This window comes from Thiomicrorhabdus arctica DSM 13458 (genome assembly GCF_000381085.1).
Classification (GTDB): Bacteria; Pseudomonadota; Gammaproteobacteria; order Thiomicrospirales; family Thiomicrospiraceae; genus Thiomicrorhabdus; species Thiomicrorhabdus arctica.
This window is the reverse complement of the sequence record NZ_KB905900.1, coordinates 143401-164628: the sequence shown is the minus strand read 5'-3', so window position 1 is coordinate 164628 and position 21228 is coordinate 143401. Positions and strand designations below refer to the sequence as shown.

General features: G+C 40.5%; 22 protein-coding genes and 2 tRNA genes. 14 read left to right on the top strand and 10 right to left on the bottom strand.

Annotated features, from left to right (window positions below; all coding sequences use genetic code 11):
- Positions 1-170: 170 nt before the first annotated feature.
- From F612_RS0109245 to F612_RS0109225, 5 genes are all read left to right on the top strand, one after another.
- On the top strand, positions 171-719 hold the full coding sequence (locus tag F612_RS0109245) for an RNA polymerase sigma factor (RefSeq protein ID WP_019557484.1): 549 nt from the start codon (positions 171-173) through the stop codon (positions 717-719).
- On the top strand, positions 716-946 hold the full coding sequence (locus F612_RS0109240; RefSeq protein WP_019557483.1) for a hypothetical protein: 231 nt from the start codon (positions 716-718) through the stop codon (positions 944-946). Before F612_RS0109245 ends, F612_RS0109240 begins: the two co-directional genes overlap by 4 nt.
- On the top strand, positions 936-1769 hold the full coding sequence (locus tag F612_RS0109235) for a mechanosensitive ion channel family protein (protein WP_019557482.1): 834 nt from the start codon (positions 936-938) through the stop codon (positions 1767-1769). The genes F612_RS0109240 and F612_RS0109235 overlap by 11 nt, the downstream gene beginning before the upstream one ends.
- A gap of 11 nt (positions 1770-1780) precedes the next feature.
- On the top strand, positions 1781-2851 hold the full coding sequence (locus F612_RS0109230; protein WP_019557481.1) for a mechanosensitive ion channel family protein: 1071 nt from the start codon (positions 1781-1783) through the stop codon (positions 2849-2851).
- Positions 2852-3151: 300 nt separating this feature from the next.
- Positions 3152-3871 carry a glucosaminidase domain-containing protein gene (locus F612_RS0109225; RefSeq protein ID WP_019557480.1) on the top strand — a complete coding sequence of 240 codons (720 nt, stop codon included), beginning with the start codon at positions 3152-3154 and terminating at the stop codon, positions 3869-3871.
- Positions 3872-4042: 171 nt separating this feature from the next.
- Here F612_RS0109225 and rpoH read toward each other — a convergent pair whose 3' ends face one another.
- Complete coding sequence (gene rpoH, locus F612_RS0109220; protein WP_019557479.1) at positions 4043-4927, bottom strand: RNA polymerase sigma factor RpoH; 885 nt, start codon at positions 4925-4927, stop codon at positions 4043-4045.
- A gap of 442 nt (positions 4928-5369) precedes the next feature.
- On the opposite strand from rpoH, the gene F612_RS0109215 reads away from it, so the two are divergent.
- Positions 5370-7673: an EAL domain-containing protein gene (locus F612_RS0109215; RefSeq protein WP_019557478.1), complete on the top strand. Its 2304-nt coding sequence runs from the start codon at positions 5370-5372 to the stop codon at positions 7671-7673.
- 127 nt (positions 7674-7800) lie between these two features.
- On the opposite strand, the gene F612_RS0109210 is transcribed toward F612_RS0109215, so the two are convergent.
- Together F612_RS0109210 and purT are read right to left on the bottom strand one after the other, a co-directional pair.
- Positions 7801-8235, bottom strand: a complete 435-nt coding sequence (locus F612_RS0109210) for a flagellar export chaperone FliS (RefSeq protein WP_019557477.1) — start codon at positions 8233-8235, stop codon at positions 7801-7803.
- Positions 8236-8592: 357 nt separating this feature from the next.
- Positions 8593-9783 carry a formate-dependent phosphoribosylglycinamide formyltransferase gene (gene purT, locus F612_RS0109205; protein ID WP_019557476.1) on the bottom strand — a complete coding sequence of 397 codons (1191 nt, stop codon included), beginning with the start codon at positions 9781-9783 and terminating at the stop codon, positions 8593-8595.
- Positions 9784-9994: 211 nt separating this feature from the next.
- Here purT and F612_RS0109200 point away from each other — a divergent pair, with 211 nt between their 5' ends.
- The 5 genes from F612_RS0109200 (at position 9995) to F612_RS0109180 (ending at position 14489) form a co-directional block, all read left to right on the top strand.
- On the top strand, positions 9995-11545 hold the full coding sequence (locus F612_RS0109200) for a putative bifunctional diguanylate cyclase/phosphodiesterase (protein ID WP_019557475.1): 1551 nt from the start codon (positions 9995-9997) through the stop codon (positions 11543-11545).
- A 289-nt stretch (positions 11546-11834) separates the two neighbouring features.
- A complete protein-coding gene (locus F612_RS0109195) occupies positions 11835-12410 on the top strand; it encodes a DUF2238 domain-containing protein (protein ID WP_245539535.1) in 576 nt (191 codons plus the stop codon).
- Positions 12411-12529: 119 nt separating this feature from the next.
- Positions 12530-13039, top strand: a complete 510-nt coding sequence (locus F612_RS0109190; protein ID WP_019557473.1) for an RDD family protein — start codon at positions 12530-12532, stop codon at positions 13037-13039.
- 221 nt (positions 13040-13260) lie between these two features.
- Positions 13261-13452, top strand: a complete 192-nt coding sequence (locus tag F612_RS0109185) for a hypothetical protein (protein WP_019557472.1) — start codon at positions 13261-13263, stop codon at positions 13450-13452.
- Positions 13453-13466: 14 nt separating this feature from the next.
- Positions 13467-14489 carry a hypothetical protein gene (locus F612_RS0109180; RefSeq protein WP_019557471.1) on the top strand — a complete coding sequence of 341 codons (1023 nt, stop codon included), beginning with the start codon at positions 13467-13469 and terminating at the stop codon, positions 14487-14489.
- 151 nt (positions 14490-14640) lie between these two features.
- Here F612_RS0109180 and mtnN read toward each other — a convergent pair whose 3' ends face one another.
- The 7 genes from mtnN to cynS all read right to left on the bottom strand — a co-directional run bounded on the left by mtnN (position 14641) and on the right by cynS (position 17829).
- The gene (gene mtnN, locus F612_RS0109175; protein WP_019557470.1) at positions 14641-15348 is read right to left on the bottom strand and encodes a 5'-methylthioadenosine/S-adenosylhomocysteine nucleosidase; all 708 of its coding nucleotides are present in this window, start codon (positions 15346-15348) and stop codon (positions 14641-14643) included.
- Positions 15349-15358: 10 nt separating this feature from the next.
- On the bottom strand, positions 15359-15880 hold the full coding sequence (gene luxS / locus F612_RS0109170; protein ID WP_019557469.1) for an S-ribosylhomocysteine lyase: 522 nt from the start codon (positions 15878-15880) through the stop codon (positions 15359-15361).
- A 48-nt stretch (positions 15881-15928) separates the two neighbouring features.
- Positions 15929-16372 carry a hypothetical protein gene (locus tag F612_RS0109165; protein WP_019557468.1) on the bottom strand — a complete coding sequence of 148 codons (444 nt, stop codon included), beginning with the start codon at positions 16370-16372 and terminating at the stop codon, positions 15929-15931.
- A 190-nt stretch (positions 16373-16562) separates the two neighbouring features.
- Positions 16563-16646 (bottom strand) — tRNA-Leu (locus F612_RS0109155).
- Between the two features lie 42 nt (positions 16647-16688).
- A tRNA-Phe gene (locus F612_RS0109150) sits at positions 16689-16764 on the bottom strand.
- Between the two features lie 144 nt (positions 16765-16908).
- Positions 16909-16995, bottom strand: coding sequence for a helix-turn-helix domain-containing protein (locus F612_RS13415; RefSeq protein WP_083917357.1), 87 nt, complete (start codon positions 16993-16995; stop codon positions 16909-16911).
- A gap of 390 nt (positions 16996-17385) precedes the next feature.
- The gene (gene cynS / locus F612_RS0109145) at positions 17386-17829 is read right to left on the bottom strand and encodes a cyanase (RefSeq protein ID WP_019557466.1); all 444 of its coding nucleotides are present in this window, start codon (positions 17827-17829) and stop codon (positions 17386-17388) included.
- A gap of 336 nt (positions 17830-18165) precedes the next feature.
- Here cynS and F612_RS0109140 point away from each other — a divergent pair, with 336 nt between their 5' ends.
- From F612_RS0109140 to F612_RS0109130, 3 genes are read left to right on the top strand one after another with little or no spacing between them, the layout of a single operon-like run.
- Complete coding sequence (locus F612_RS0109140; RefSeq protein WP_019557465.1) at positions 18166-18705, top strand: OsmC family protein; 540 nt, start codon at positions 18166-18168, stop codon at positions 18703-18705.
- Between the two features lie 54 nt (positions 18706-18759).
- Complete coding sequence (locus tag F612_RS0109135) at positions 18760-19845, top strand: acyl-CoA dehydrogenase family protein (protein ID WP_019557464.1); 1086 nt, start codon at positions 18760-18762, stop codon at positions 19843-19845.
- 9 nt (positions 19846-19854) lie between these two features.
- Positions 19855-21222, top strand: a complete 1368-nt coding sequence (locus F612_RS0109130; RefSeq protein ID WP_019557463.1) for an FAD-dependent oxidoreductase — start codon at positions 19855-19857, stop codon at positions 21220-21222.
- The last annotated feature ends 6 nt before the right edge of the window (positions 21223-21228 follow it).

Here is a 21228-nt window from a genome sequence, read left to right as displayed (position 1 = left end):
CTTTAAACTAAAATAATAAGTTGAGACATTGTGCAAAGATCCCAATTTAGGTTAATTTGGTAAATTAGGCGTGTCGCACGATTACCAATATACCTATTTGAGACGTTGTAGGTTCAAAAAGTCACTATTGTTGTGACCTTTTTATTAAAAGTACACTCTAAAAGGTTTAAATGATAGACAAAACAGTAACGGACCTTGAGTTAGTTAAACAAGTCCAAAAAGGGCATCCACACACGACAATGGCATTTGAAAGCCTGGTAAAACGACATGAACAGAAGGTTTATGCCCTCTGTTACCGATATCTTGGGGATGATAGCCTTGCAAGAGATGTATCTCAAGAAACTTTTCTAAAAATTTTTCAACAGATAAAAACGTTTAGAGGAGAGGCACAATTTTCTACCTGGTTATACCGTATTGCTTTGAATCATTGCCATACTCAGTACAAGAAAAAAGGCCTCAATTACGAATCTTTAGATGATTGGTTAGATGATTTACAGGTATCGGTTCAGCCTGATTGTGCTGACGAAGCGGATTGTATTCAATACTGCCTTGAACAGCAAGAACAACAAGAGCGGGCTATAATGTCTATGCGTTTTAATGCCGAGTTATCGATACAAGAAATCGCTGAGATATTAAACATTAAGTTGAGTGCGGCAAAAATGCGACTGTATCGCTCGATAGAATCCTTTAAAACATATTATCAGGCATTTTGTAAATGACAAACTCATCCAAGGCTCAAGACGCCAAGTTAACGTCGCTGTTAAGTTTAGAAAACGAACTCCACAAAACAAGTGAATCACGTCAGCAAGGAATTATGCAAGGCGTTCGCTGGTTGGTTACTTTACAAGCCCTCGTTAGCCTCTATCTTACGGTTTTACCAGGCGTATTCATCAATATATTATCAACTGTAGTGAAGCCAGATAAGGATCCTAAAAATGGAAATTAATCACGTGAAAGACAAATTAAGATTTACTTGGGATGGTTTTGTGGAAGGGTTTTATAATGTTGCACCCGACCTGATGGTTGCATTGAGTATGTTGCTGATAGGACTGGTGGTCGCTTTTGTTGTTAAAAAATTAACCTTCAAAATTTTAAAGAAATTGAAGCTAGATTGTGCCGCAGATCGTATAGGGTTAAGTGGCAAGCTGAAAGCGATCTCAATCAAACAAACACCATCGATGCTCGTTGCCATGCTCTTCTTTTGGCTGATTCTATTTTTCAGCTTTATAACTACGGCAGACTACATTGGCTTAACGGGGTTTAGTGAAGCGTTGACCAGAATTGCTTTATATATCCCCAGCGTAATGGCCGCAATTGTTATTCTTGTGGTCGGGTTTTTAATTGCTCACTTTGCTCGCATCGCGACAAAATCTGCGCTTATGCATATCATTCCTTCGGTGAGCCGTCTCATTGCAAACTTTGTCTACGGTCTGTTTGCAGTGGTCATTGTTTTAACGGCAATAGAGCAATTGTCGATTGATACCTACTTAATACAGATGGTGGTATTAATTAGTTTCGGTGCTTTTGCGGTGGCCATTACCCTATCCGCTGGACTGGGAAGTCGACACCAAGTACAAAAACTGTTGGCGGGTTATTATCTAAAAGATCAGATTAACATTAATCAAACTATTACGTTTGCAGGCACAACAGGGAAAGTACTCGCTTTTAATGCCGACAGTGTCGTGATTGAAACTGAGGCTGGCAAAATGGTGATTCCTAATGATCAATTGCAAGACTCCGTTTTACTGATTCATCCCGTCACCAAATAGGAATTTATCCGATGATAGATTCTTTTCAGTTAGAAGCGCTCTTTTACTCAGATAACCCAATGATTGCTGCTTTCACGACCTTAAGTTTGGCTTTAATGATTGCGGTGATCGTAAATTATTCAATCAAGTGGATTCCGTTGGTTTGGGCCCATAAAAGAAGAAGGGTCGCACTGGCATTTAGTTTAAATACGATTCGATTTCCAATCAGTGCCACCATTATTTTAATCGGAGTGAATACCGTTTTAGGATCTTGGGACTTGCCTAACACCTTAGAACACAGCCTACCAGGTCTGGTTACAACGATTAATATCATTGTTTGGGGACAATTTTTATATAGAGCTTCTCAATACAGTCTTAAAAATCTCAGCCAACAGTATATTGAAGGTTCATTGATCCGTCCGCAAACCCTGCCGTTGTTAGACAACGTTTCAGCTGTACTGATTATTCTTGTCATATTGTATCTACTCTTTATTACCTGGAATATCGATATGACCGCATGGTTAGCATCGGCGGGTATCATTGGTATTGCGATTGGTTTTGCCGCCAAGGATTCGATTGCAAACTTACTTTCAGGCGTGTTTATCTTGGCGGATTCGCCCTATAAAATTAATGACTATATCGTGATCGATTCCGGAGAACGTGGCAAGGTCACGCATATTGGCTTGCGTTCGACTCGTATCTTAACGCGAGATGATCTTGAAATTAATATTCCTAATGCCATTATTGCTAACGGTAAAATCGTCAATGAATCTTCTGGGCGGCATATTAAGTCGAGAACGCGGATTGCAGTCAGTGTGGCCTATGGCTCGGATATTGATCAGGTGAAAGCGCTTTTAATGGACGAAGCGGTTAAGGAATCGCAAATTTGTGATGATCCTGAGCCAAGAGTCCGCTTCCGTAGCTTTGGGGCTTCTGGTCTAGAGTTAGAATTACTGGTCTGGATTGATGATCCTGAAATTAGGGGACGGGTGAGGGATAGCTTAAACTCTAGCATTTACAAACGTTTTGCAATAGAAGGCGTTGAAATACCTTATAGCAAGCATGATTTGTACATCAAATCCTTACCGACGACTGAAGCTTAATATGGTCAAAAAAGAGCATTTGTAGAGTCATGTAAATGCTATGTTTTTAGCTTATTTTCAGTATTTTTTTGATAAATTTACTTTGGAAAAGCGAGTAAAAATGAGCAACTATTCACATTGATATTCTTCAATCGTTGGGTTTTTCGGCATCAAAAAAAACTAGCCGTGGAGTCTTGCCGCATCGGAGAACCTCTGCCTAAAATAGGCCTTAAAGTTCCGTGTTATAATCATGAGTCTATTTTGTGGCGTACGGTCACTTTAACTACATCTAAGATGATGTTCATTAAAAAGAGACATGTTATGAAAAATATAATTTTTGTTTGCCTAATGGCGAGCATATTGCCGTTGCCTTCTATGGTCGTTGCCGGAATGAAAGTTCCGGATTTTAGCCACTATAAAGATGTGAAAAAGAAAAAAATTGCCTTCTTTGAATTCATGCTGCCTTATATCAAAAAATCGAATGCTGAAATCAAAAAAACGCGAGGTTTTTTACAAGCTCTTTCTGCAAATCAACTAAGCAAACAACAGTCTCGATTGATTGAAATAGCAGAGAAGTACCGTGTCAGTCACAAAGGCAAGCCATTGCTTGAAGTCAAAAGAGCGTTGCTTAAAAAAGTAGATATTATTCCACCTTCTCTTGCTTTGGCACAAGCGGCTAATGAGTCGGCTTGGGGCACATCACGTTTTGCAAGAAAGGCCTCAAACTTTTATGGACAGTGGTGTTTTACGAAAGGGTGTGGTCTGGTGCCAAATCAACGCGGTACTGGTAAGGGGCATGAGGTGCGCAAATTTGATTCCGCTTTTATTTCTGTGAAAAGCTATATTCATAACCTGAATTCTCATCCCGCTTATGCTCAATTAAGAGAAATACGTTATAAAAAAAGACAGCAAAAACAACGTGCGACAGGTTTAGAGTTAGTTGTTGGCTTAGAGAAATATTCTCAAAGAAAACATGAGTATGTTAAAGAGTTATCGAATATGATTCGTTTTAATAAACTGAGTCGTCGATACGACTCTTAAAACTTTTTAATCTCGATTGAAATGGCTATGCAGGAAGGATCTATTTTATCCGGCCTTTCATGTGTCTACCCACGAGTTAGCACTCAGTGAGTAATCACAGGCATTAAAAAAGCCTGCTGAATACTCAGTATTCGAAGCAGGCTAGTTGCGTCTTCATTTTACAAGCGTAATTTATGCTATTAATTGGCTTTGTAATTTTTTCAATGCTTGTTGCTCAACTTGGCGAATACGTTCCATCGAAACGCCATACTCTTGTGACAGAGCTTTAAGTCCTACCTTCTCATCTGTTAGCCATCGTTTTTGTAGAATGTCTCGGCTACGTGCATCTAAGGTTGCTAAGGCATTTTGCATACGCTCTAACTCATATTCAGCCTGGTTTTGTTGAACTAATGCTGTTTCTGGGTCTGCTTCTTGGCTGATTAAAATTGGAAAAGTTGTATTTTCATTGTCATCATCCGAAGACATGTCCACTGGCAAATCTTTGCCATACAAGCGCATTTCCATCTCGAGAACATCTTTACGCGTCACCCCAAGTTCTTCAGCAACGGTATCTGCATCGATGTCGCTAAACCACTCTAGCGATTTTTTAGAACTTCGTAGTTTAAAAAACAGCTTTCGTTGCGCTTTAGTGGTTGCTGTTTTAACAATACGCCAGTTTTTAATGACATACTCATTAATTTCAGCCCGAATCCAATGCACAGCAAATGTCATTAAGCGGACGTTTTCTTCCGGATTAAAACGTTTAACGGCTTTCATTAAACCGATGTTACCTTCCTGAATAATGTCGCCTAATGGCAAACCATAGCCTTTGAAAGTACGAGCAACGGGAACGACATAACGTAATGAAGAAAGAATTAATTGGCGTGCCGCGTCGACATCTTCTTGATAATAAAGTTTTTCAGCCAGCACATGCTCTTCTTCAGCGGTCAATTTTTGAATGTTCTTAACCGTCTGCAAGTAGCTCTCTAGGTTTTGACCTGGTGCTAACTCATGCGATGAAACTGCTAAACTCGGCAAACTAATGATTGTATCTAATTGTGCGTTGATGGCCTGCATTATAAAATACTCCAATAATGTTTTATTTCAATGAGCTTATTTTAGCACTCTTTATAGGAGAGTGCTAAATAAGTCATGATTTGTTCATGATTAATAAAATAGTAACAAATCAATTAGATAGTGGTTTTGTTTTAGATTAAAACGAAATTTTTTAATTTGATCGTCTTGGACTAAAACCAGGTTTTTTGAATTTAAATCTTCAAAATGCACCTGTTGATATAAGCTAAGTTAATGTATACATGTTTAATTTGGATGAGGTTAAATGCATGAAATCATTTTATGAAAAGGTATACTCGTCTGGAGGCCTACTTAACCTACACTTACCCGCTTGATGTAGGTTTAAGCTGAAAATACCTGTGCCGTTTATTTCAGTTTAAAGTCTTTTTAATACGCTAGATACTAGGTGTTTTTAGCCTAACGGAATGAAAAGAGAATTTAAAGTATGCCATTAAAGATTTTGATAATAGATGTTGATACGGACATAACGGACCATTTGCAAGAAGTGGCAGTCCGCTTAGGTCATCACGTGACGATAGAGAGCGATTCTAGACAAGTTGAACCTTTATTAACAACGGTTTTTGACCTCATATTTTTAGAGTTATGCTTGCCATTTTTAGATGGCATTCAGGTGATGCGTATTTTATCTGAGAAAAAAGTAAGCGCTGCTTTGGTGTTAATGAGTGGTTGCGATAAGGCCGTGTTAAATACCGCGCATGAACTTGCCGAAGCACATGAACTCAATACCATGTCGCCCCTCTCTAAGCCTTTTAAAGAGAAGGCGATTGAGGCATTGATAAGCGGAGTTGAACAGGCGAAGAGTCAGTGGGTAAATAAGCCTGTCGCTCAAAGACAAATGAGTTCAGATGATATTCGTAAAGCGTTTGATGAGGACAGGGTAGAGGTTCATTATCAACCGCAATTGGACGTCAAGATGAATCGCGTTGTTGGTTTGGAAGCTTTATGCCGTATTCGCGATAACCAGAACAATTTAATCTATCCAGATCAGTTTATTGATGAGGTTGAACGTTTAGGATTAATTCATGAGTTGACCTTGGCAGTGGCTATTATCGCCGCTCAAGATTATGCAGACTTGTCTGCGCAATATAATGGCCTGACCATTTCCATTAATATATCAACGCGTGATTTAGATGATCTCTTCTTCCCTGATGTCTTAGAAACCATTTTTGCAGAGCATAAAATAAACCCTAATTTCGTCATTATCGAAGTGACTGAAGATATTTTACTACAGAACTTAAGTGTCTCTTTGGATGTGCTGGCAAGAATTCGCTTAAAAGGCTTTAAAATCTCAATTGATGATTTTGGCAAGGGCAGTACTTCACTTGATAACCTTAAGTACTTTCCGGCCACTGAGCTCAAGATTCACAGAGAGTTTATCCAGAGTATTGGTGAGAAAGATAAGTCGCATGTTTTGGTAAAACATACCATGGAATTAGCACATCACTTAGGTTTGGATGTGGTTGCTCAAGGTGTGGAGAATCAGGATGTACTGGATTGGTTGATAGGCCAAGGTTGTGATCTTATTCAAGGTTATTGGTACAGTAAGCCTCTCTCAAAACCGGGTCTATTGGATTTTTTGAAAGCAGCACGTGTGGGTCTGGATCTTGATACGACGTTCAGTAGTCAAGATAACGATGCCTCGCTGGAAGGTTTGCAAGTCACCACTCCCTTAATTCAGGATTTATCCAATAATGATGATGACACATTACACAATCAAATTATTATCAGCTCAATCCTGCCGCTAACGGGCGGCTTTAATTTTATAGGTCATAGTAAGTTATATGGTATTAATGCGGCACTTAAAGAGTATCACGACAACAAAATCGCCTCTGGTGTCAGTATTAAATTAGAAGTGTTTGATGATCAGTCGGATATTAACCATTATATGGAGTTAGCTAAAAAGAAGATTTCACCTCGTAGCATCGCCTGTTTGGGAGGGGTATTCACACTGGGTAATATGAAATGGTTTGTTCAAAGTGCATTAGCCATGAAAATAGCCGTGATTGGACCCTTTTCGGGGAGTAATTTATTGCGAGATGCAAAGTGGAGCAACTTCTTTAATGTCCGTCCAAGTTATGAAGATGAGTTGGCGAGCATTGCCGAGCATCTGATTCAGAAGCGTGGCAAAATTTTATTTGTGTACCCAGGTAATGCATTTGGTAAACGCAGTGCGGTAGTCTTTGACAAATTGATACGGAGCGAGCACCTTAGTTATGGTTCTGAACATCGCAGTCAAAAATTTTTGATTGAATCGATTAACCAATCTAATGCCATGCATGTCGTTTTTGTGGGTGGTACAAAATCATTCGCCGACATCATTAACGATGTGAGCTTGAAGCCAGTCAATTTTTATTCGATTTCATTGATTGGATTGGGTTCATTAAAGCGTTATGTTAAGAATTGTCAAAATGTCTTTGTGACTGCACCCATCGACGATTATCAAGATAAGTCATCGGCCGCAACACAATATCGTAAACACATTAAACCGTTTTTAACGGAAAGTACGTCCAAATACCGTAATAGCATCAGTTTTGAATCTTATTTAAACACGTTGGTGTTGTTAAAGGGGCTTGATAAGTGTCCGACGCATCGAAAATTGGACTTAATCAAGGCTTTGGAAAGCTTGTCCAGTGTCGATATTGGGTTGTCAACTCCAGTGACATGGGATCCAGAAAATCGTCAATTTCTGCACAATGTGACATTATTAGGCAGTGCCCATTTCCGTTAGAATGCGCTGAATATTTATTTTTTGGTAAAGAAAGAGATGTTGAGCACAAAAAAGCCGAGAGTGATCTCGGCTTTTTTGGGGGTGATTGATATGGACTTACACATCCATATTAAACCTTTCGCGGACATTACTGATTATCGTGTAACTGTCCTGTTTGCTGCATCATTTCCATCCAAGCATCGCGAAGTTCCGTTAGGATTTCAATAGCACTGTCGAGATAGAAGGCATCTTTTTCAAAAACGGCTTCTTGAATGCTTTGGTCTGCATAACGGTAAAGTTCCTCTAAATCAAATGCCAGGGGAGTCTCTTTTGTCATTGATAAGCGGTCACGTAACGCATCCAAAATAGTTGTCATACGTCCCAGGTGAAATCCCTTCTCTACTAAAGCATGGCTTTGGTGACATACTTTCGCCATATTACCCTTGTCTACGGCACCCTGTAATAAGAGTAGGATGGTTTTACGCGGGTTCTCTTTAAGGTGTTTTTCAGACTCTTGATTTCTTTTGTATTCTTGAAGAATCGGAGCCTTTGCTTCTGCTGATGTTGTATTGTTTAAAGTCATGTCTGGTTTCCTTATGCTTTTGGCTGTTGGGCCGTTCAGTGTGTTTAGCGAGCTTTAACGTTTTGAACCTATATAAATATTGACGTTGGTTCATAAAAGATTAAAGTTTTTCCTTTGATAGTCGTAGAGCATAAGGCGTGCCAAATTTTATAAAAGAAGTGTGGGTTTAAGGCGGAGTTTTGTGGTTTTGTTGATAATGAACTTTTTAAAAACAAGGCGTTACGTGGATATTTAGTTTGTGGTTAATTGAAGTCAATAGAATAGATGTGGCTTTTAAATGGACCAGATTAGGTCCATTTAAAAGTCATTGCGAGCATTTGATGTCAATTAATAAACAGTGATTATTAGATTGTTTTCTTAAAATGTCACTTTTACGGCAGCTGCAACTTGATTGGCTTTGTTTATAGCTTCTTCAATGGTATCCGCTTTTGCAATGGCAACCCCCATGCGGCGACGACCGTCAATTTCCGGTTTACCAAACAAGCGAATTTGCGTGTCTGGCAAAGAGAGTGCTTCAGTTAGATTGGAGAACTCCGTTTGGCGAGATTTGCCGGTCGGCAAAATAACGCTTGAGGCAGTTGGACCGTGTTGTCTAATATTTGGAATTGGCAAGCCTAGGATGGCTCGGGCATGTAAAGCAAATTCAGAGAGATCTTGTGACATTAAGGTCACCAAGCCGGTATCATGAGGTCGAGGCGAGACTTCACTAAAGTAAACGTTGTCGCCTTTAATGAATAACTCAACGCCAAATAGACCTCGTCCAGTTTCGCCGCATAAATTATCGGTGACTTTACGGGCGATCTCCTGCGAGGTTGTTATCGCGGCAGCACTCATTACCTGTGGTTGCCATGATTGGCGGTAATCGCCATCCTCTTGGTGATGGCCAATGGGCTCACAAAAACTAATACCTTGTTCGTGACGAACGGTTAATAAGGTAATCTCATAATCAAACTCAACAAAGCCTTCAATGATGACGCGTCCTTTACCAGCGCGTCCGCCTTCTTGCGCATATGACCAGGCCTGGTTTATATCGGCGGCGGTTTTAATGACACTCTGACCTTTACCAGACGAACTCATAATTGGCTTAACGACGCAAGGCATGCCGATGCGCCCAATAGCGGCTTCAAAATCTGCTTTGGTGTCCACAAATTCATAAGGCGAGGTTGGAATGCCCAACGCTTCAGCGGCGAGACGGCGGATACCTTCACGATTCATGGTCAATTGCGTGGCACGTGCCGTCGGTATTATTTTGACACCCTCGTTTTCGAGTTCCGCTAAGGTGTCGGTGGCAATTGCCTCAATTTCTGGCACGACCATATGCGGTTTTTCTAACTCAATAACTTTTCTTAGGGCGGCACCATCCAACATGTCAACGACATGACTGCGGTCTGCAACTTGCATGGCTGGGGCATTTGCATAACGATCTGCGGCAATGACCTCTACACCTAAACGTTGCAGTTCAATGGCGACTTCCTTGCCTAACTCTCCGGCTCCACAGAGCAATACTCGGACGGCAGTAGATGAAAATGGGGTACCGATGTTAGACATGGCATATCCTTTGCTAATAGCTTGTTAAGAAATTTAAGGAGTCAGTTTATCGGCCACTTAAATAAGAACTTGAGTCATTTGTGTTTGCAAAGACATTAATGAACCGGGCTTAACTGAAGACTCTTTGAAATGGTCAAATATTATAACGACATTTCAGACATTAATGACCTTCATCCTGTTAAGCCCTTTAGTAAGGTAAAAGGTTAGCACTATGGTAGAGTTTAGAGACACTGTTGAAAAGCCAATGACAAAAAATGATACTTCATCTGAAGTACAACGTTTTTTGCAAACGGATCGTTCTAGAACTCAGAAGATGGTTGACAGATCACCTCTGGCCGCTGGGTTCGGTGTTAAAAAAATACTCCGAGTGTTGCAAGACCGTTTCTCTGATACGGGTGATATTCCGCAAGCAATTGCTGAGATGGTGGAAGCTCAGGTAGTGATGCGCACCCGTGAGCTATTCCGTCAAGCGAATTACGATGCCTTAACCCATTTACCAAATCGCTCTTATTTTCACAGCACGCTTGAGCAGCTAGTCATAAAGTCCAGAGACAGCGACACTGAATTTACGTTATTGTTTTTAGATTTAGACGGTTTTAAGAACGTCAATGATACCTTAGGGCACCATGCCGGTGATGAATTGTTGAGAAATGTCAGTGCTCGTTTAATCTCGGCCGTTCGTGAAGGTGACCTCGTTAGTCGCTTGGGGGGGGATGAGTTTGTCATTTTATTAGCAGGTCTGTCTGATCGTGACATGACTGAAAATATCTGTAAGCGTATTATTTTTGAAGTCAGTCGTCCTTATTGGATTGATAAAAGTGATGTAGCGATTTCAACCAGTATCGGTGTGGCCCGTTATCCTGAAGATGCAAAAAGTTGTGCGGATTTAGTTGAGAACTCTGATAAAGCACTTTACGCTTCAAAAGCCAGTGGGCGTAGTACTTATCGTTTCTACTCTGATGTTGCTGAACAAGCAGAGCAGAAGCTTAAAGAGATTGATTTAGCTGTTTCTCTAAAAGCCGCGATTAGCGCAGGTGAGATAGAGGTGTGCTTTGAGCCGCAAATTGATTTAGTAAGCCATCAAATTGTCGGCGCAAGTGTCAGTGCGCTTTGGCATAGTGAATTAGTTGAAAATCCTTATCTACCAGGCTGGATGGATAAGCTTGACCAGAGCGGGTGTGGGAGTTCAGTCGGGACATGGTTAATTGATAGCGGCTTATTTTATCTCCAGCAGTGGCAGCAGATGAATGATGAGTTGGTGATTTCAATTCCGGTACTGGAGAATGTCTGGAAAACCGAAAACATGGTTGAATTCATGAACCATCGTTTAGCATCTTTCAATGTCAAAGCATCGCAAGTGCAGTTAGAATTTTCATTACAAGCGATTACCGAAGCCGATTTACAAAATACCCTACACGCATTGAGTGAAGCTGGCTACCAGATTACTTTGACAGAAGTTGGTAAGATCCCACTGGATCTTGCGCAGTTGATGAACCTGAATGTACAAGAGATCAAGCTCGATCGTGTTTGGCTGCAAGATGCTCTAGAAACGACCAGTGGTCAGAAATGGATAAAAGCGGTCATTCAAATGGCGAAAACGTTAGATGTGTGTGTCATTGCCTCCGGTATCGAAAACCAAACACAAGCAGCTCTGTTGCATAATATGGGATGTTTGGTAGGGCAGGGCTTAATCTGGGCTCAGCCATTGGATTCAAGCTCATATTATCAAGCAATTACCGCGCAGTTACCGGTTATGCATTAGAAAAATCTATATTTAAACAACGTGACCTCTATCGTCTGTTTTCAATCCGTAAAACAAAAACGCTCAGATTTAAACCTGGGCGTTTTTATTGTTAAGTGTCTGAATTTTGACATTCTAGGCATAACCAGGCTTGGTCAATTTATTTTTCGCAGATTGTATATTTGTTTTGTACAATGGATAGAAGTGCCTTAATCGCGCTTTCCATCGTTTAGTTCCTACATTGTTCAAATCTTTAACAATAAAGGTTAAGGAGGTTGTTATCAAAATTGGTTGGATACTTATATTTGGTTTGGTCTTCATTTGGTCTGGAATACACCCTAAAGATCAACTTACCTGGTTTTTAGAGGTTTTCCCAGCGCTGGTCGGTCTGATAATTTTAGCTTGGACCTATCGTCGTTTTCAGTTGACCCCATTACTCTATTTTTTGATTTTAGTGCATAGCATCATCCTAATGGTCGGTGGACACTACACCTATGCCGAGGTGCCGCTTTTTGATTGGCTAAGCGAGCTGTTTAATTGGTCGCGCAACAATTACGATAAGTTGGGACATTTGGCGCAAGGATTTGTACCGGCGATGATCGCTCGAGAGCTGATTTTGCGTAAACAAATTATAAAGGGTACGGTTTGGCAGAACTTTTTCATCATTACATTCTGCCTAGCATTAAGTGCTTTCTATGAAATATTGGAGTGGTGGGTTGCGCTCACTTCCGAAGAAGCCGCTGAGGCTTTCTTAGGCACGCAAGGCTATGTCTGGGATACGCAGTCCGATATGCTGTACGCGCTCATGGGTGCCATATTGGCGTTAGGCCTACTGAGAAAATGGCACGATTCTCAATTAGCCCAGCTAACCTCTGGGAAAAAATAACGATGGAATGATTCGTTAAAGTGGGTTTGGCATTATGCAACACATGGTAACTTGGCATCATTTTGTATTACAAAGTAACATGAGCACATAATTAAAACAGTGTGCATTAACGAGGTCCTATGCAAGCAGACGTAAAAGCAGTTACTGAGGTTGAAAATCTCGGTCATCTTGAATCAATTGAATACGCAGGTTTTTGGATAAGAGTGATGGCAGCACTGATCGATAGCGTGATTGTCATGATTATCACACTACCGATTACCACTGCAATTTATGGTGAAGTGCCTACAGATGGTTATACCTATCTGCAAGGCGGATGGGATTTGGTGATTAACTACCTTTTTCCGGCGGTCGCGGTCATTATTTTTTGGATGTATAAATCAGCGACTCCAGGAAAGCTCTTGACTAAACTCACTATTGTCGACGCTAAGACGGGTGGAAAACCTTCGGTAGGACAGTTTATTGCACGTTACTTAGGTTATTTTGTCTCCATTATCCCCTTCTGTGCAGGTCTTATTTGGGTGGCATTTGATAAACGTAAACAAGGTTGGCATGACAAGATGGCAGGCACATTGGTGATCAAAAACAGCGTTGTAAATCTTGATGATCTTGATGTTAAAGCTGAAAAATGAGGTGACTAGCAGGATGATAGAATGGTTTTGCATGTCGAGTCGTAGCCTTAATAGATTCTAAGATTGACTTGGTAGGTTATAAAATTTTTACGTTTATATGACCATGGAATGAACTATTGATTGAGAACGAATTTTAATGATTTTTTGATTTTAATAAGCGTTTACACTTTGCTAACGTGAAATTTCATTCATTCTTGTTCGAAAATTATATAGGATTTTTTATGACCATTTTTAATGCAAAACTTACTATTGTTATGTCTGCAATTGCCTCATTAACATTAGCGGGATGTGGTGGAGGGGCTCCTGCAAGTGGCTCTAGCACGGGTGTTTTTGTTGATAGTGCCGTTGAGGGAATTACCTATCAAACAGCAACGCAAAGCGGAACGACTAATGCTCAGGGTGAATATCAATAGCAGCAGGAGAAGCGGTGACGTTCTCTATTGGTGGTGTTACATTACCTTCCGTGGCCGCTAAAGGCGTCGTTACACCGTTTGATATGGCGGGTACAAAAGATGTAAGTAATCCTAAGGTGCTTAATATTGGGCTGTTGTTACAGTCCTTAGATTCTGATAAGGATCCGTCAAATGGGATTAGCATTTCTGTGGCAACCATCGAGGCTTTAAAAGGCCTGATACTGTCTGGTGATGATTTTGATACGGATGATGTCTCCTTTAAAGGATATTTTAGTGGCATTGCGCTAGACGATGATCAAGATGAATCGAATGACTGGAAAACGAAAGAAGAAGTGGAAGATCATCTATCAAATGCCAATGGTATTGTGGGTACTTGGATGCTGGGCAGTCGTGAGACTATAGGCTTAGTTTTCCTCAAGTTGCTCACTAATGGCCAATATGCGTTATTGAGTGATCAGCAAGGTACCGGCACCGATGTTTTGCAAATAGGTACTTATGCACTGAATCCAGGCGGAACAAAGATTACTCTCAGTAAATTAGTTGGTAATGCTTCAACGTCAATGGTGTCAGAACTTGCATACCCAATTGAAGTGTCAGATAAGTTGAGTGAGTTTGAGATTAATATGAGTGATGGCGGATCTAAATTTAAGCGTCTTGTCTCTTTAACGGATCAAGCTAAGAGTGCTGATAAAATTAATGGTGTTTGGAAGTTCGATGGACTGGCAACCAATAAGGTAGCGGTCTTTAATAAAGACAGTACTTACACCGTCTTCTCTTTGGCAGGCAGTACGAATGGTTCTGTTGTTTATGAACAGGGTCGTTATCAGCTTACACCTGAGACAACACCGTCTACAGGTGGCACCTTTAGCTTTGAAGTAACCGTTGATACGGATGGTAATAATGGCTTTAGTGGCGCAAACCCGACCGCTTATGGCGTGGATAGTACGGGCACGACATTGAGTCTCACAACGACTAACGGTCTTGTTACCTTGACCAAAATTTTGCCTTTTGACCCGGCTAACTTGCCAGGTTTATAAACGCAATCTTTACTCAGTACAAAAAAACCGCCCTACAGGCGGTTTTTTTGTACTGAGTGCTTTTGCTTTTTTCAGCGTGATCCTGTGGATGTTGTCGCTATTTTTAATAGACAACGGCTTACCTCATTAAAAACCCATGAAATACTTTAGGTTATCGTACGCTATTTTCAAGGCGTTTTAACATCTCTAAAATGACCTTAGCGGAATGCGTTGCCGCTTGCTCTAGGTACTTTTCAAAGGTTACTGCATTCTCTTTGCCAGCGATATCCGATAAAGAACGGATTATGACAAAGGGTATGTTAAAACTGTGGCAGGCTTGTGCTACCGCCGCAGCTTCCATCTCACAGGCGATCATCTCAGGGAAGTTTTTGCGAGTATTGGCGACATCTTCAGGCTGATGCATAAATCGGTCGGCCGTGGCGATTAAGCCGTGCATATGCACCACTTCTTGCAATGCTTCAATACTTTCCTGAGCCACTTTGACCAATTTATCATCCGGTAAGAAACATGCTGGCATGCCAGGAACTTGGCCTAAATCATAACCAAAAGGCGTGACATCGACATCATGATGGCAAACTGAACTGCTGATGACAATGTCACCCACATTTAAATCAGTATGAAATCCACCCGCAGAACCTGTATTGATGACATAGTCAGGTTGATATAATTGCAGCAATAAGGTCGTGCTAATTGCAGCATTAACTTTACCAATACCTGAACGCAACAAGGCGACATCTACCTGGCCAATTTTTCCAGAATAAAACTCAAAACCGGCATGTTTGGTCGTGGTTAAATCGGTTAACTGACCTCTTAGTAAGACAACTTCTTCTTCCATTGCACCAATTATGGCTATTTTCATCATTGGTTTCCTATACTTCATTACCAAGAGACTTAAGAGTGGCTTCGCTTAGCGCAATGTCATCATTTTTATTCACGCCAATGCCATGGTCAATAATGTCTTGAGCGATTGCTTTGGCTTCTTCCAAAGAGTGCATCACAAAGGTTCCGCACTGGTATTCATTTAATTCAGGAATATCTTCTACGCGTTTTACTTTTAAAACATCCTGCATGGCCGCTAACCAAGCCTTGCTAACGCTTTCTTCACTGGGTGCACCTAATAGACTCATATAAAAGCCTGTACGACAACCCATCGGTGACAGGTCAATAATTTCAACGCCATCACCATTCAAATGATTACGCATAAAGCCAGCAAATAAATGCTCTAGGGTATGAATGCCTTTTTCGCTCATCATCGTTTCATTGGGTTTGTTAAAACGTAAATCGAAGACGGTGATGGTATCACCAGAAGGCGAGGTCATTGTCTTGGCAACACGCACAGCAGGCGCATTCATAATGGTATGGTCAACGGTAAAGCTATCTAATAAAGGCATATTTTGATTCCTATCTTTTAATGTAAAGGGAGTGTGGATTTAAATGGTTTAGTCCGCCAGTTCTTCTGCACGCAACTCTTTTTTAAGCATCCAACCATTATCAGTTTTAATAAAAAGGTAATTACGTTCGAATTCGATCTGATCACCGGCTGAAAATTCAGGCAGGGTCATTTTTAAAAGCCCTAAGCTTATGCCGTGAGTGAATTTCTCCACCGCCGAAAGTGACTCATCCTGCATCAGTTTTGCCGCATATTCATCTAAAGACTGTTGTGCCGTAGCGAGAATATGCATCTCAGCAATGTAGTGCGTATCATTGTCTTTATATCCATTCTTTTTAGTGACTTTAGTCGCGGTAAAAAGTCCTGCCAGCTGTTGATTAAAGTATTGTTCACTCATGTTATCAATATCGGAGTCTGACGGCTGGGTGATGCCCAAACAACCCGCTAATAAAAGCGTTGTTAACAGAGTGAAAATTGATAAAGTACGACGCATGAAAAGTATCCTGGGGAACAAAGAGAATCTTAAAGGCAAAGCATATCACAAACCACCAGGCCTGGTAAGTTTGGGCGTCGAAACGGAGAAAGTATGAAGGGATAAATATAAAACATAAATTTTAGGCATAAAAAAAGCCAGCGATTAAGCTGACTTCAGTCGTTAATAAGCAATTGTCTTACTAACTAATTGGTGCGGAAGGAGAGACTCGAACTCTCACACCAAAGGCACCAGAACCTAAATCTGGCGTGTCTACCAATTCCACCACTCCCGCGAATAACCTGTTCAAACTAAGTTCAAACAACTTACTAAAATATGGTGGCCTGACCTGGAATCGAACCAGGGACACAGGGATTTTCAATCCCTTGCTCTACCGACTGAGCTATCAGGCCAAAATAGAATGTGCGTATTGTATAGAGGGGCTCTGCACCTGTCAAATGTTATATTGTTATTTTTTAAAATAAGTTCTGGAGACAAAAAAGGGACAAATCAGAGACAAACGACTCTTACTGCTTAACATAATTGACTTAAATGCTCTATTTTTCTTCATTTATCAAGTTAAGTATCTCATTTGGTGTGCAATCGAAAAATTTACACAACTTGTCCAGAGTTTCTAGCTTAATTCCCTGTAGACATCCTAATAAATGATTTTACGCTGTAAAACTTTACTTAGTTTCATTGTTATATTTCCCTTATTATTTGGCAATATTTCTTGAATTAACACATTTTTTAGTTAAAAAGCGTTCTGTAAAAATTCATAAACGTCCTGTTCAGCCGTTTGATCGATACACAGGTAAATATTTAAGAACACATCTACAATCACATATTGCCCTCGTTCCTTATTTCTCAATAACCGCATGCCTTCCAACGAGATTCGAGTTTTGTAAAGAATGGCCGAAGATAAGCAAAAGCATCGAAAATAAAGTCTCTAGACGAAATTTGAGTTCGAAGAAAAAACCTTAAAGAGTCTGATTGATTAGTTAAGCAGGGCATTAGCCCCGCAGAAATTAAAATTACCAGGCTTTATAAGCTAAGAATTTACCATTCATTGTTACGACCACTCTATCACCGGCAGGGTTTTCTTCTTTATCGATGTCCATTGTAAAATCGATGGCGCTCATGATGCCGTCACCAAATTTTTCATGTATCAGTTCTTTCATGGTTGGGCCGTAAACACCGACTATTTCATAAAGACGGTAGATTAAAGGATCGGTTGGCACCAGTTTGTCCCAGGATTTATGTGGAAAATCTTGTAGGGCGCTAGCAACGGCTGAATCTAACCCCAAAAAAGCGGATAATTTTTCTGCCGGTTCGACATCTAAATGGTTCATGCCCAGGCATGCGGACGTTGTGTAAACTTCACTTAACCCTGTAGCAGCTGCAATTTCAACCCACCCAACATTTTTTTCCGATTTCGCAAGAATAATCGCTTCAGTCATTTCAATTTTAGACAACATGGTCTCTACCTCTTCTATTAATAATATTTAAAATAAATTACAAACTCTATAACGCAAACAATATGCCAAGCATTATAAGTATTTGATGTTAATGACATTTAGGATATTAACGGGCGTTTTATAGCGCTTAATATCAACAAAACCATACATTATTTTATATTTTGTTATTATTTGTAGATAATTGTAATGCTATTTATTAAAAATTAGTAGTATTTACTGCTTAACTAATTGATAAATAAGAATAATGAGTTGTTGGCATCTCTGTCGCTATAGGAAGTTAACTTTTCGTAATTCGAAAACTTTTAACCTTTTAACAAAACAGTAGGAGTCTCAAACATGACTGAAGTATATATCCCATCTTGCATACGCCCAATTGACAATGACGGGTTGAATCAATTAGGTGAAGCCGGAAAAGCTAATCCAAACGTAATTAAAACACTTAAATCTAAAACGGTATTAGAAGGTCAGTTTAAGAACTTTAACTATATTCGTGACTTGGATCCGATTGTTGTTGATGAACCACCTGGACTTTTAGGAGAGGATACTGCTCCAAACCCTTCTGAAATGGCTCTATTATCCCTAGGATCTTGTTTATCAGTAGGTGTACAGGCTAATGCAACTCAGCGTGGCATACCGTTAAATAAGTTGGAAGTTTATTTGGAAGGAGACATCAACATCACGGCCGTTTGGGGAACAGGCGACATTGATCCTAACAAGCGTTTAGGCGTAACAGATGTTCGTGCAACTTTTGTGATTGAGTCTCCAAGTGCAACGAAAGAAGTATTAGAAGAGTTAGTTGCACATGCGATGAAATGGTCGCCAGTTGCAAACACCTACTTAAATGCCGTCAATATGAGTGGCAAACTTGCAGAATAATACATAAAAATGACCAGGCCTGGTCATTCTAGGCCTGACATCGAGGTAACTTTCATGATTAGTCAAATTGTAAAAAATGATTTGAAGCCACTGACACTGTCTATTGACCACGGAACATATACAACCGAAATTTTAGAAAAGCTAGGTAAAGCGGGCGCGTTTCGCCACCATATTCCTTCACAAAATAACGGTAAATTAGATCTGTTTGGCACGATTTCAGACATGGCTGTCGTTTCTGAAGAATGCATGTCTACTGGGTTTATGATGTGGGCTCAAACTGTTTGTGCTTGGTATATTGAGAACTCTGATAACGAGTGGCTCAAAACGGAAATTTTACCAAAGATCGTTGATGGTGAATTTTTTGGGGCGACATCTCTCTCTAACCCTATGAAGTATTTTTCAGGCATTGAAGATTTAAAGCTCTCTGCAGAAGAGACGGAAGACGGCTATATAATTAATGGTACTTTGCCGTGGGTTTCTAACTTGCTAGAAAGCTCGAGCAAGCACTTTTTTGGCTCTATTTTCAAAGTACACGATAAACACGGCAACCCAGATCGTGATGCCATGGCTCTAATTCCTTGTAATCTCGAAGGCCTAACCATGAAGCAAATGGTTGCCTTTGTCGGCATGGAAGGCACAGGGACTTATTCACTGATTTTTGATAATGCATTTTTACCTAAAAAATATTTATTGTCCGACCCTGTTCTTCCCTTGTTAAAGAAGATAAAAGCGGGCTTTATTTTATTACAAACTGGTATGGCTGCTGGCGTTATTCAAGGCGCTATCAATGATATGCATAAATCAAATCTAACCTTATCTGAAACCAATGCTTTCCTGGATGATTCACCTGAAGAGTTGCAAGAAGAACTTGAGGATACTTTAGAGCTTATTCAAGATTTGTGTGAAGAGCCATTTACCCAAGGAGATGATTATATTAAATCTGTTCTTGAAGCACGGCTATTGGGCGGTGAATTGTCTAAACGTTCAGCTGATTCAGTTATGCAACATGCTGGCGCCAAGGGTTATATCGTGGATTCAGTTGCACAACGTAAACAACGCGAAGCCTATTTCGTCGTCATTGTGACGCCTTCAATCAAACATTTAAGAAAAGAAATCGCTCGACTTGAAGAAGCCGCGTAGGAGAATAAAATGACTCAGCCGTATCAGAAATACATTTGCCGGACTTGCGGTTTAATTTACGACGAAGAGGAAGGTGATCTAGATTCTGGCCTCGCACCAGGCACTAGATTTGCAGATATTCCTGATGATTGGTACTGTCCGTTATGCTTGGTTAGCAAGGATGATTTTGTCTTAATAGACGACACTAAGAAGATTACGTCTAGCGACCAACCTAAGCGGAAAGCAAGCAATAAGGCTGATGTTTTAATTATTGGTTCCGGTTATGCGGGGTGGCAAGCAGCTGAAGCGATTCGCCACTTAGACCCTGGTGCTGTGATTTCTTTGTTAACGGCTGATGATGGAACTGTATATCCAAAACCAGCCCTATCGATGGCTTTAAGTCAGAACAGAACACCTGATGACCTGCCCGAATCGTCCGCAAATAACAAGGCAACAGAACTGGACATTGGCGTTAAAACTCGTACTAAAGTCATGTCAATTAATACACAACGCAAAAAGGTAACCACGACAACCGGAAGCTTTAGTTACAGCAAGCTTGTGCTCGCGACCGGCGCTAAGGCCGTATTACCCAAAATAGCAGGCGATGCTTCGCATGAAATCATCACAATTAACGATTTAGCGGCATACAAGAAGTTTTATAAACTTTTACAGGACAAGCCAAAAGTGACCTTAATTGGCGGGGGCCTCATCGCAACTGAGTTGGCCGAGGATTTGCATTCCTTTGGAATAGAAGTTGACATGATTGTGAGAGGTGCTCATTTAATGAGTCAAATTATGCCTGAAGCAATCTCACGAAAGTTAACCGACAAACTCCTTAGTAGGGGTATTAACCTTATTTTCAATTCTGAAGTGATTGAAATGAATACTAACTCTGACGGTGCATACATCCTGAAAACCGACCAAGGTGAAACATTTGAATCTGGGTTAGTTTTGGCGGCGATAGGCTTATCACCCAATATTGCATTGGCTAATAAAGCAAAATTGACCACTAATTTAGGTATTTGTATTAATGGGTTTTGCCAAACGAGCGATAGCGATGTCTATGCGATTGGTGACTGCGCTGAAACAGATGGCGTTGTCCAGTCCTACTTAGAACCAATAAGACGCCAGGTGAAAGTATTAGCAAGTCATATTATGGGAGACACTTCAAATCAATTCCACGTCATCCCTACCTTAATAAAAACCAAAACACCGAGTTTAGCCATTATGCTTAGCCCACCTTTAAAAGCGACACACGGTCGGTGGGAATTGAGCTTGCAAGTCGGTGACAATCATCGCTTGTATTACAACAATGGTGAAGACGTTACTGGTTTTGCATTAAGTGGCGACTTGGTAAGTTCGGCAAACGCTCTTTACAAAGCAACCTATAAACTGTAAATGTTC

Excerpts from the sequence above, each read along its gene's own strand:
- F612_RS0109245 (WP_019557484.1), top strand. The coding sequence starts at position 171 with ATGATAGACAAAACAGTAACGGACCTTGAGTTAGTTAAACAAGTCCAA.
- F612_RS0109135 (WP_019557464.1), top strand. The coding sequence starts at position 18,760 with ATGATTAGTCAAATTGTAAAAAATGATTTGAAGCCACTGACACTGTCT.
- F612_RS0109190 (WP_019557473.1), top strand. The coding sequence starts at position 12,530 with ATGCAAGCAGACGTAAAAGCAGTTACTGAGGTTGAAAATCTCGGTCAT.
- F612_RS0109235 (WP_019557482.1), top strand. The coding sequence starts at position 936 with ATGGAAATTAATCACGTGAAAGACAAATTAAGATTTACTTGGGATGGT.
- F612_RS0109210 (WP_019557477.1), bottom strand. The coding sequence starts at position 8,235 with ATGACTTTAAACAATACAACATCAGCAGAAGCAAAGGCTCCGATTCTT.
- cynS (WP_019557466.1), bottom strand. The coding sequence starts at position 17,829 with ATGTTGTCTAAAATTGAAATGACTGAAGCGATTATTCTTGCGAAATCG.
- F612_RS0109215 (WP_019557478.1), top strand. The coding sequence starts at position 5,370 with ATGCCATTAAAGATTTTGATAATAGATGTTGATACGGACATAACGGAC.
- F612_RS0109240 (WP_019557483.1), top strand. The coding sequence starts at position 716 with ATGACAAACTCATCCAAGGCTCAAGACGCCAAGTTAACGTCGCTGTTA.
- rpoH (WP_019557479.1), bottom strand. The coding sequence starts at position 4,927 with ATGCAGGCCATCAACGCACAATTAGATACAATCATTAGTTTGCCGAGT.
- F612_RS0109130 (WP_019557463.1), top strand. The coding sequence starts at position 19,855 with ATGACTCAGCCGTATCAGAAATACATTTGCCGGACTTGCGGTTTAATT.
- F612_RS0109200 (WP_019557475.1), top strand. The coding sequence starts at position 9,995 with ATGGTAGAGTTTAGAGACACTGTTGAAAAGCCAATGACAAAAAATGAT.
- F612_RS0109165 (WP_019557468.1), bottom strand. The coding sequence starts at position 16,372 with ATGCGTCGTACTTTATCAATTTTCACTCTGTTAACAACGCTTTTATTA.
- purT (WP_019557476.1), bottom strand. The coding sequence starts at position 9,783 with ATGTCTAACATCGGTACCCCATTTTCATCTACTGCCGTCCGAGTATTG.
- F612_RS0109185 (WP_019557472.1), top strand. The coding sequence starts at position 13,261 with ATGACCATTTTTAATGCAAAACTTACTATTGTTATGTCTGCAATTGCC.
- F612_RS0109140 (WP_019557465.1), top strand. The coding sequence starts at position 18,166 with ATGACTGAAGTATATATCCCATCTTGCATACGCCCAATTGACAATGAC.
- luxS (WP_019557469.1), bottom strand. The coding sequence starts at position 15,880 with ATGCCTTTATTAGATAGCTTTACCGTTGACCATACCATTATGAATGCG.
- F612_RS0109230 (WP_019557481.1), top strand. The coding sequence starts at position 1,781 with ATGATAGATTCTTTTCAGTTAGAAGCGCTCTTTTACTCAGATAACCCA.
- F612_RS0109225 (WP_019557480.1), top strand. The coding sequence starts at position 3,152 with ATGAAAAATATAATTTTTGTTTGCCTAATGGCGAGCATATTGCCGTTG.
- mtnN (WP_019557470.1), bottom strand. The coding sequence starts at position 15,348 with ATGAAAATAGCCATAATTGGTGCAATGGAAGAAGAAGTTGTCTTACTA.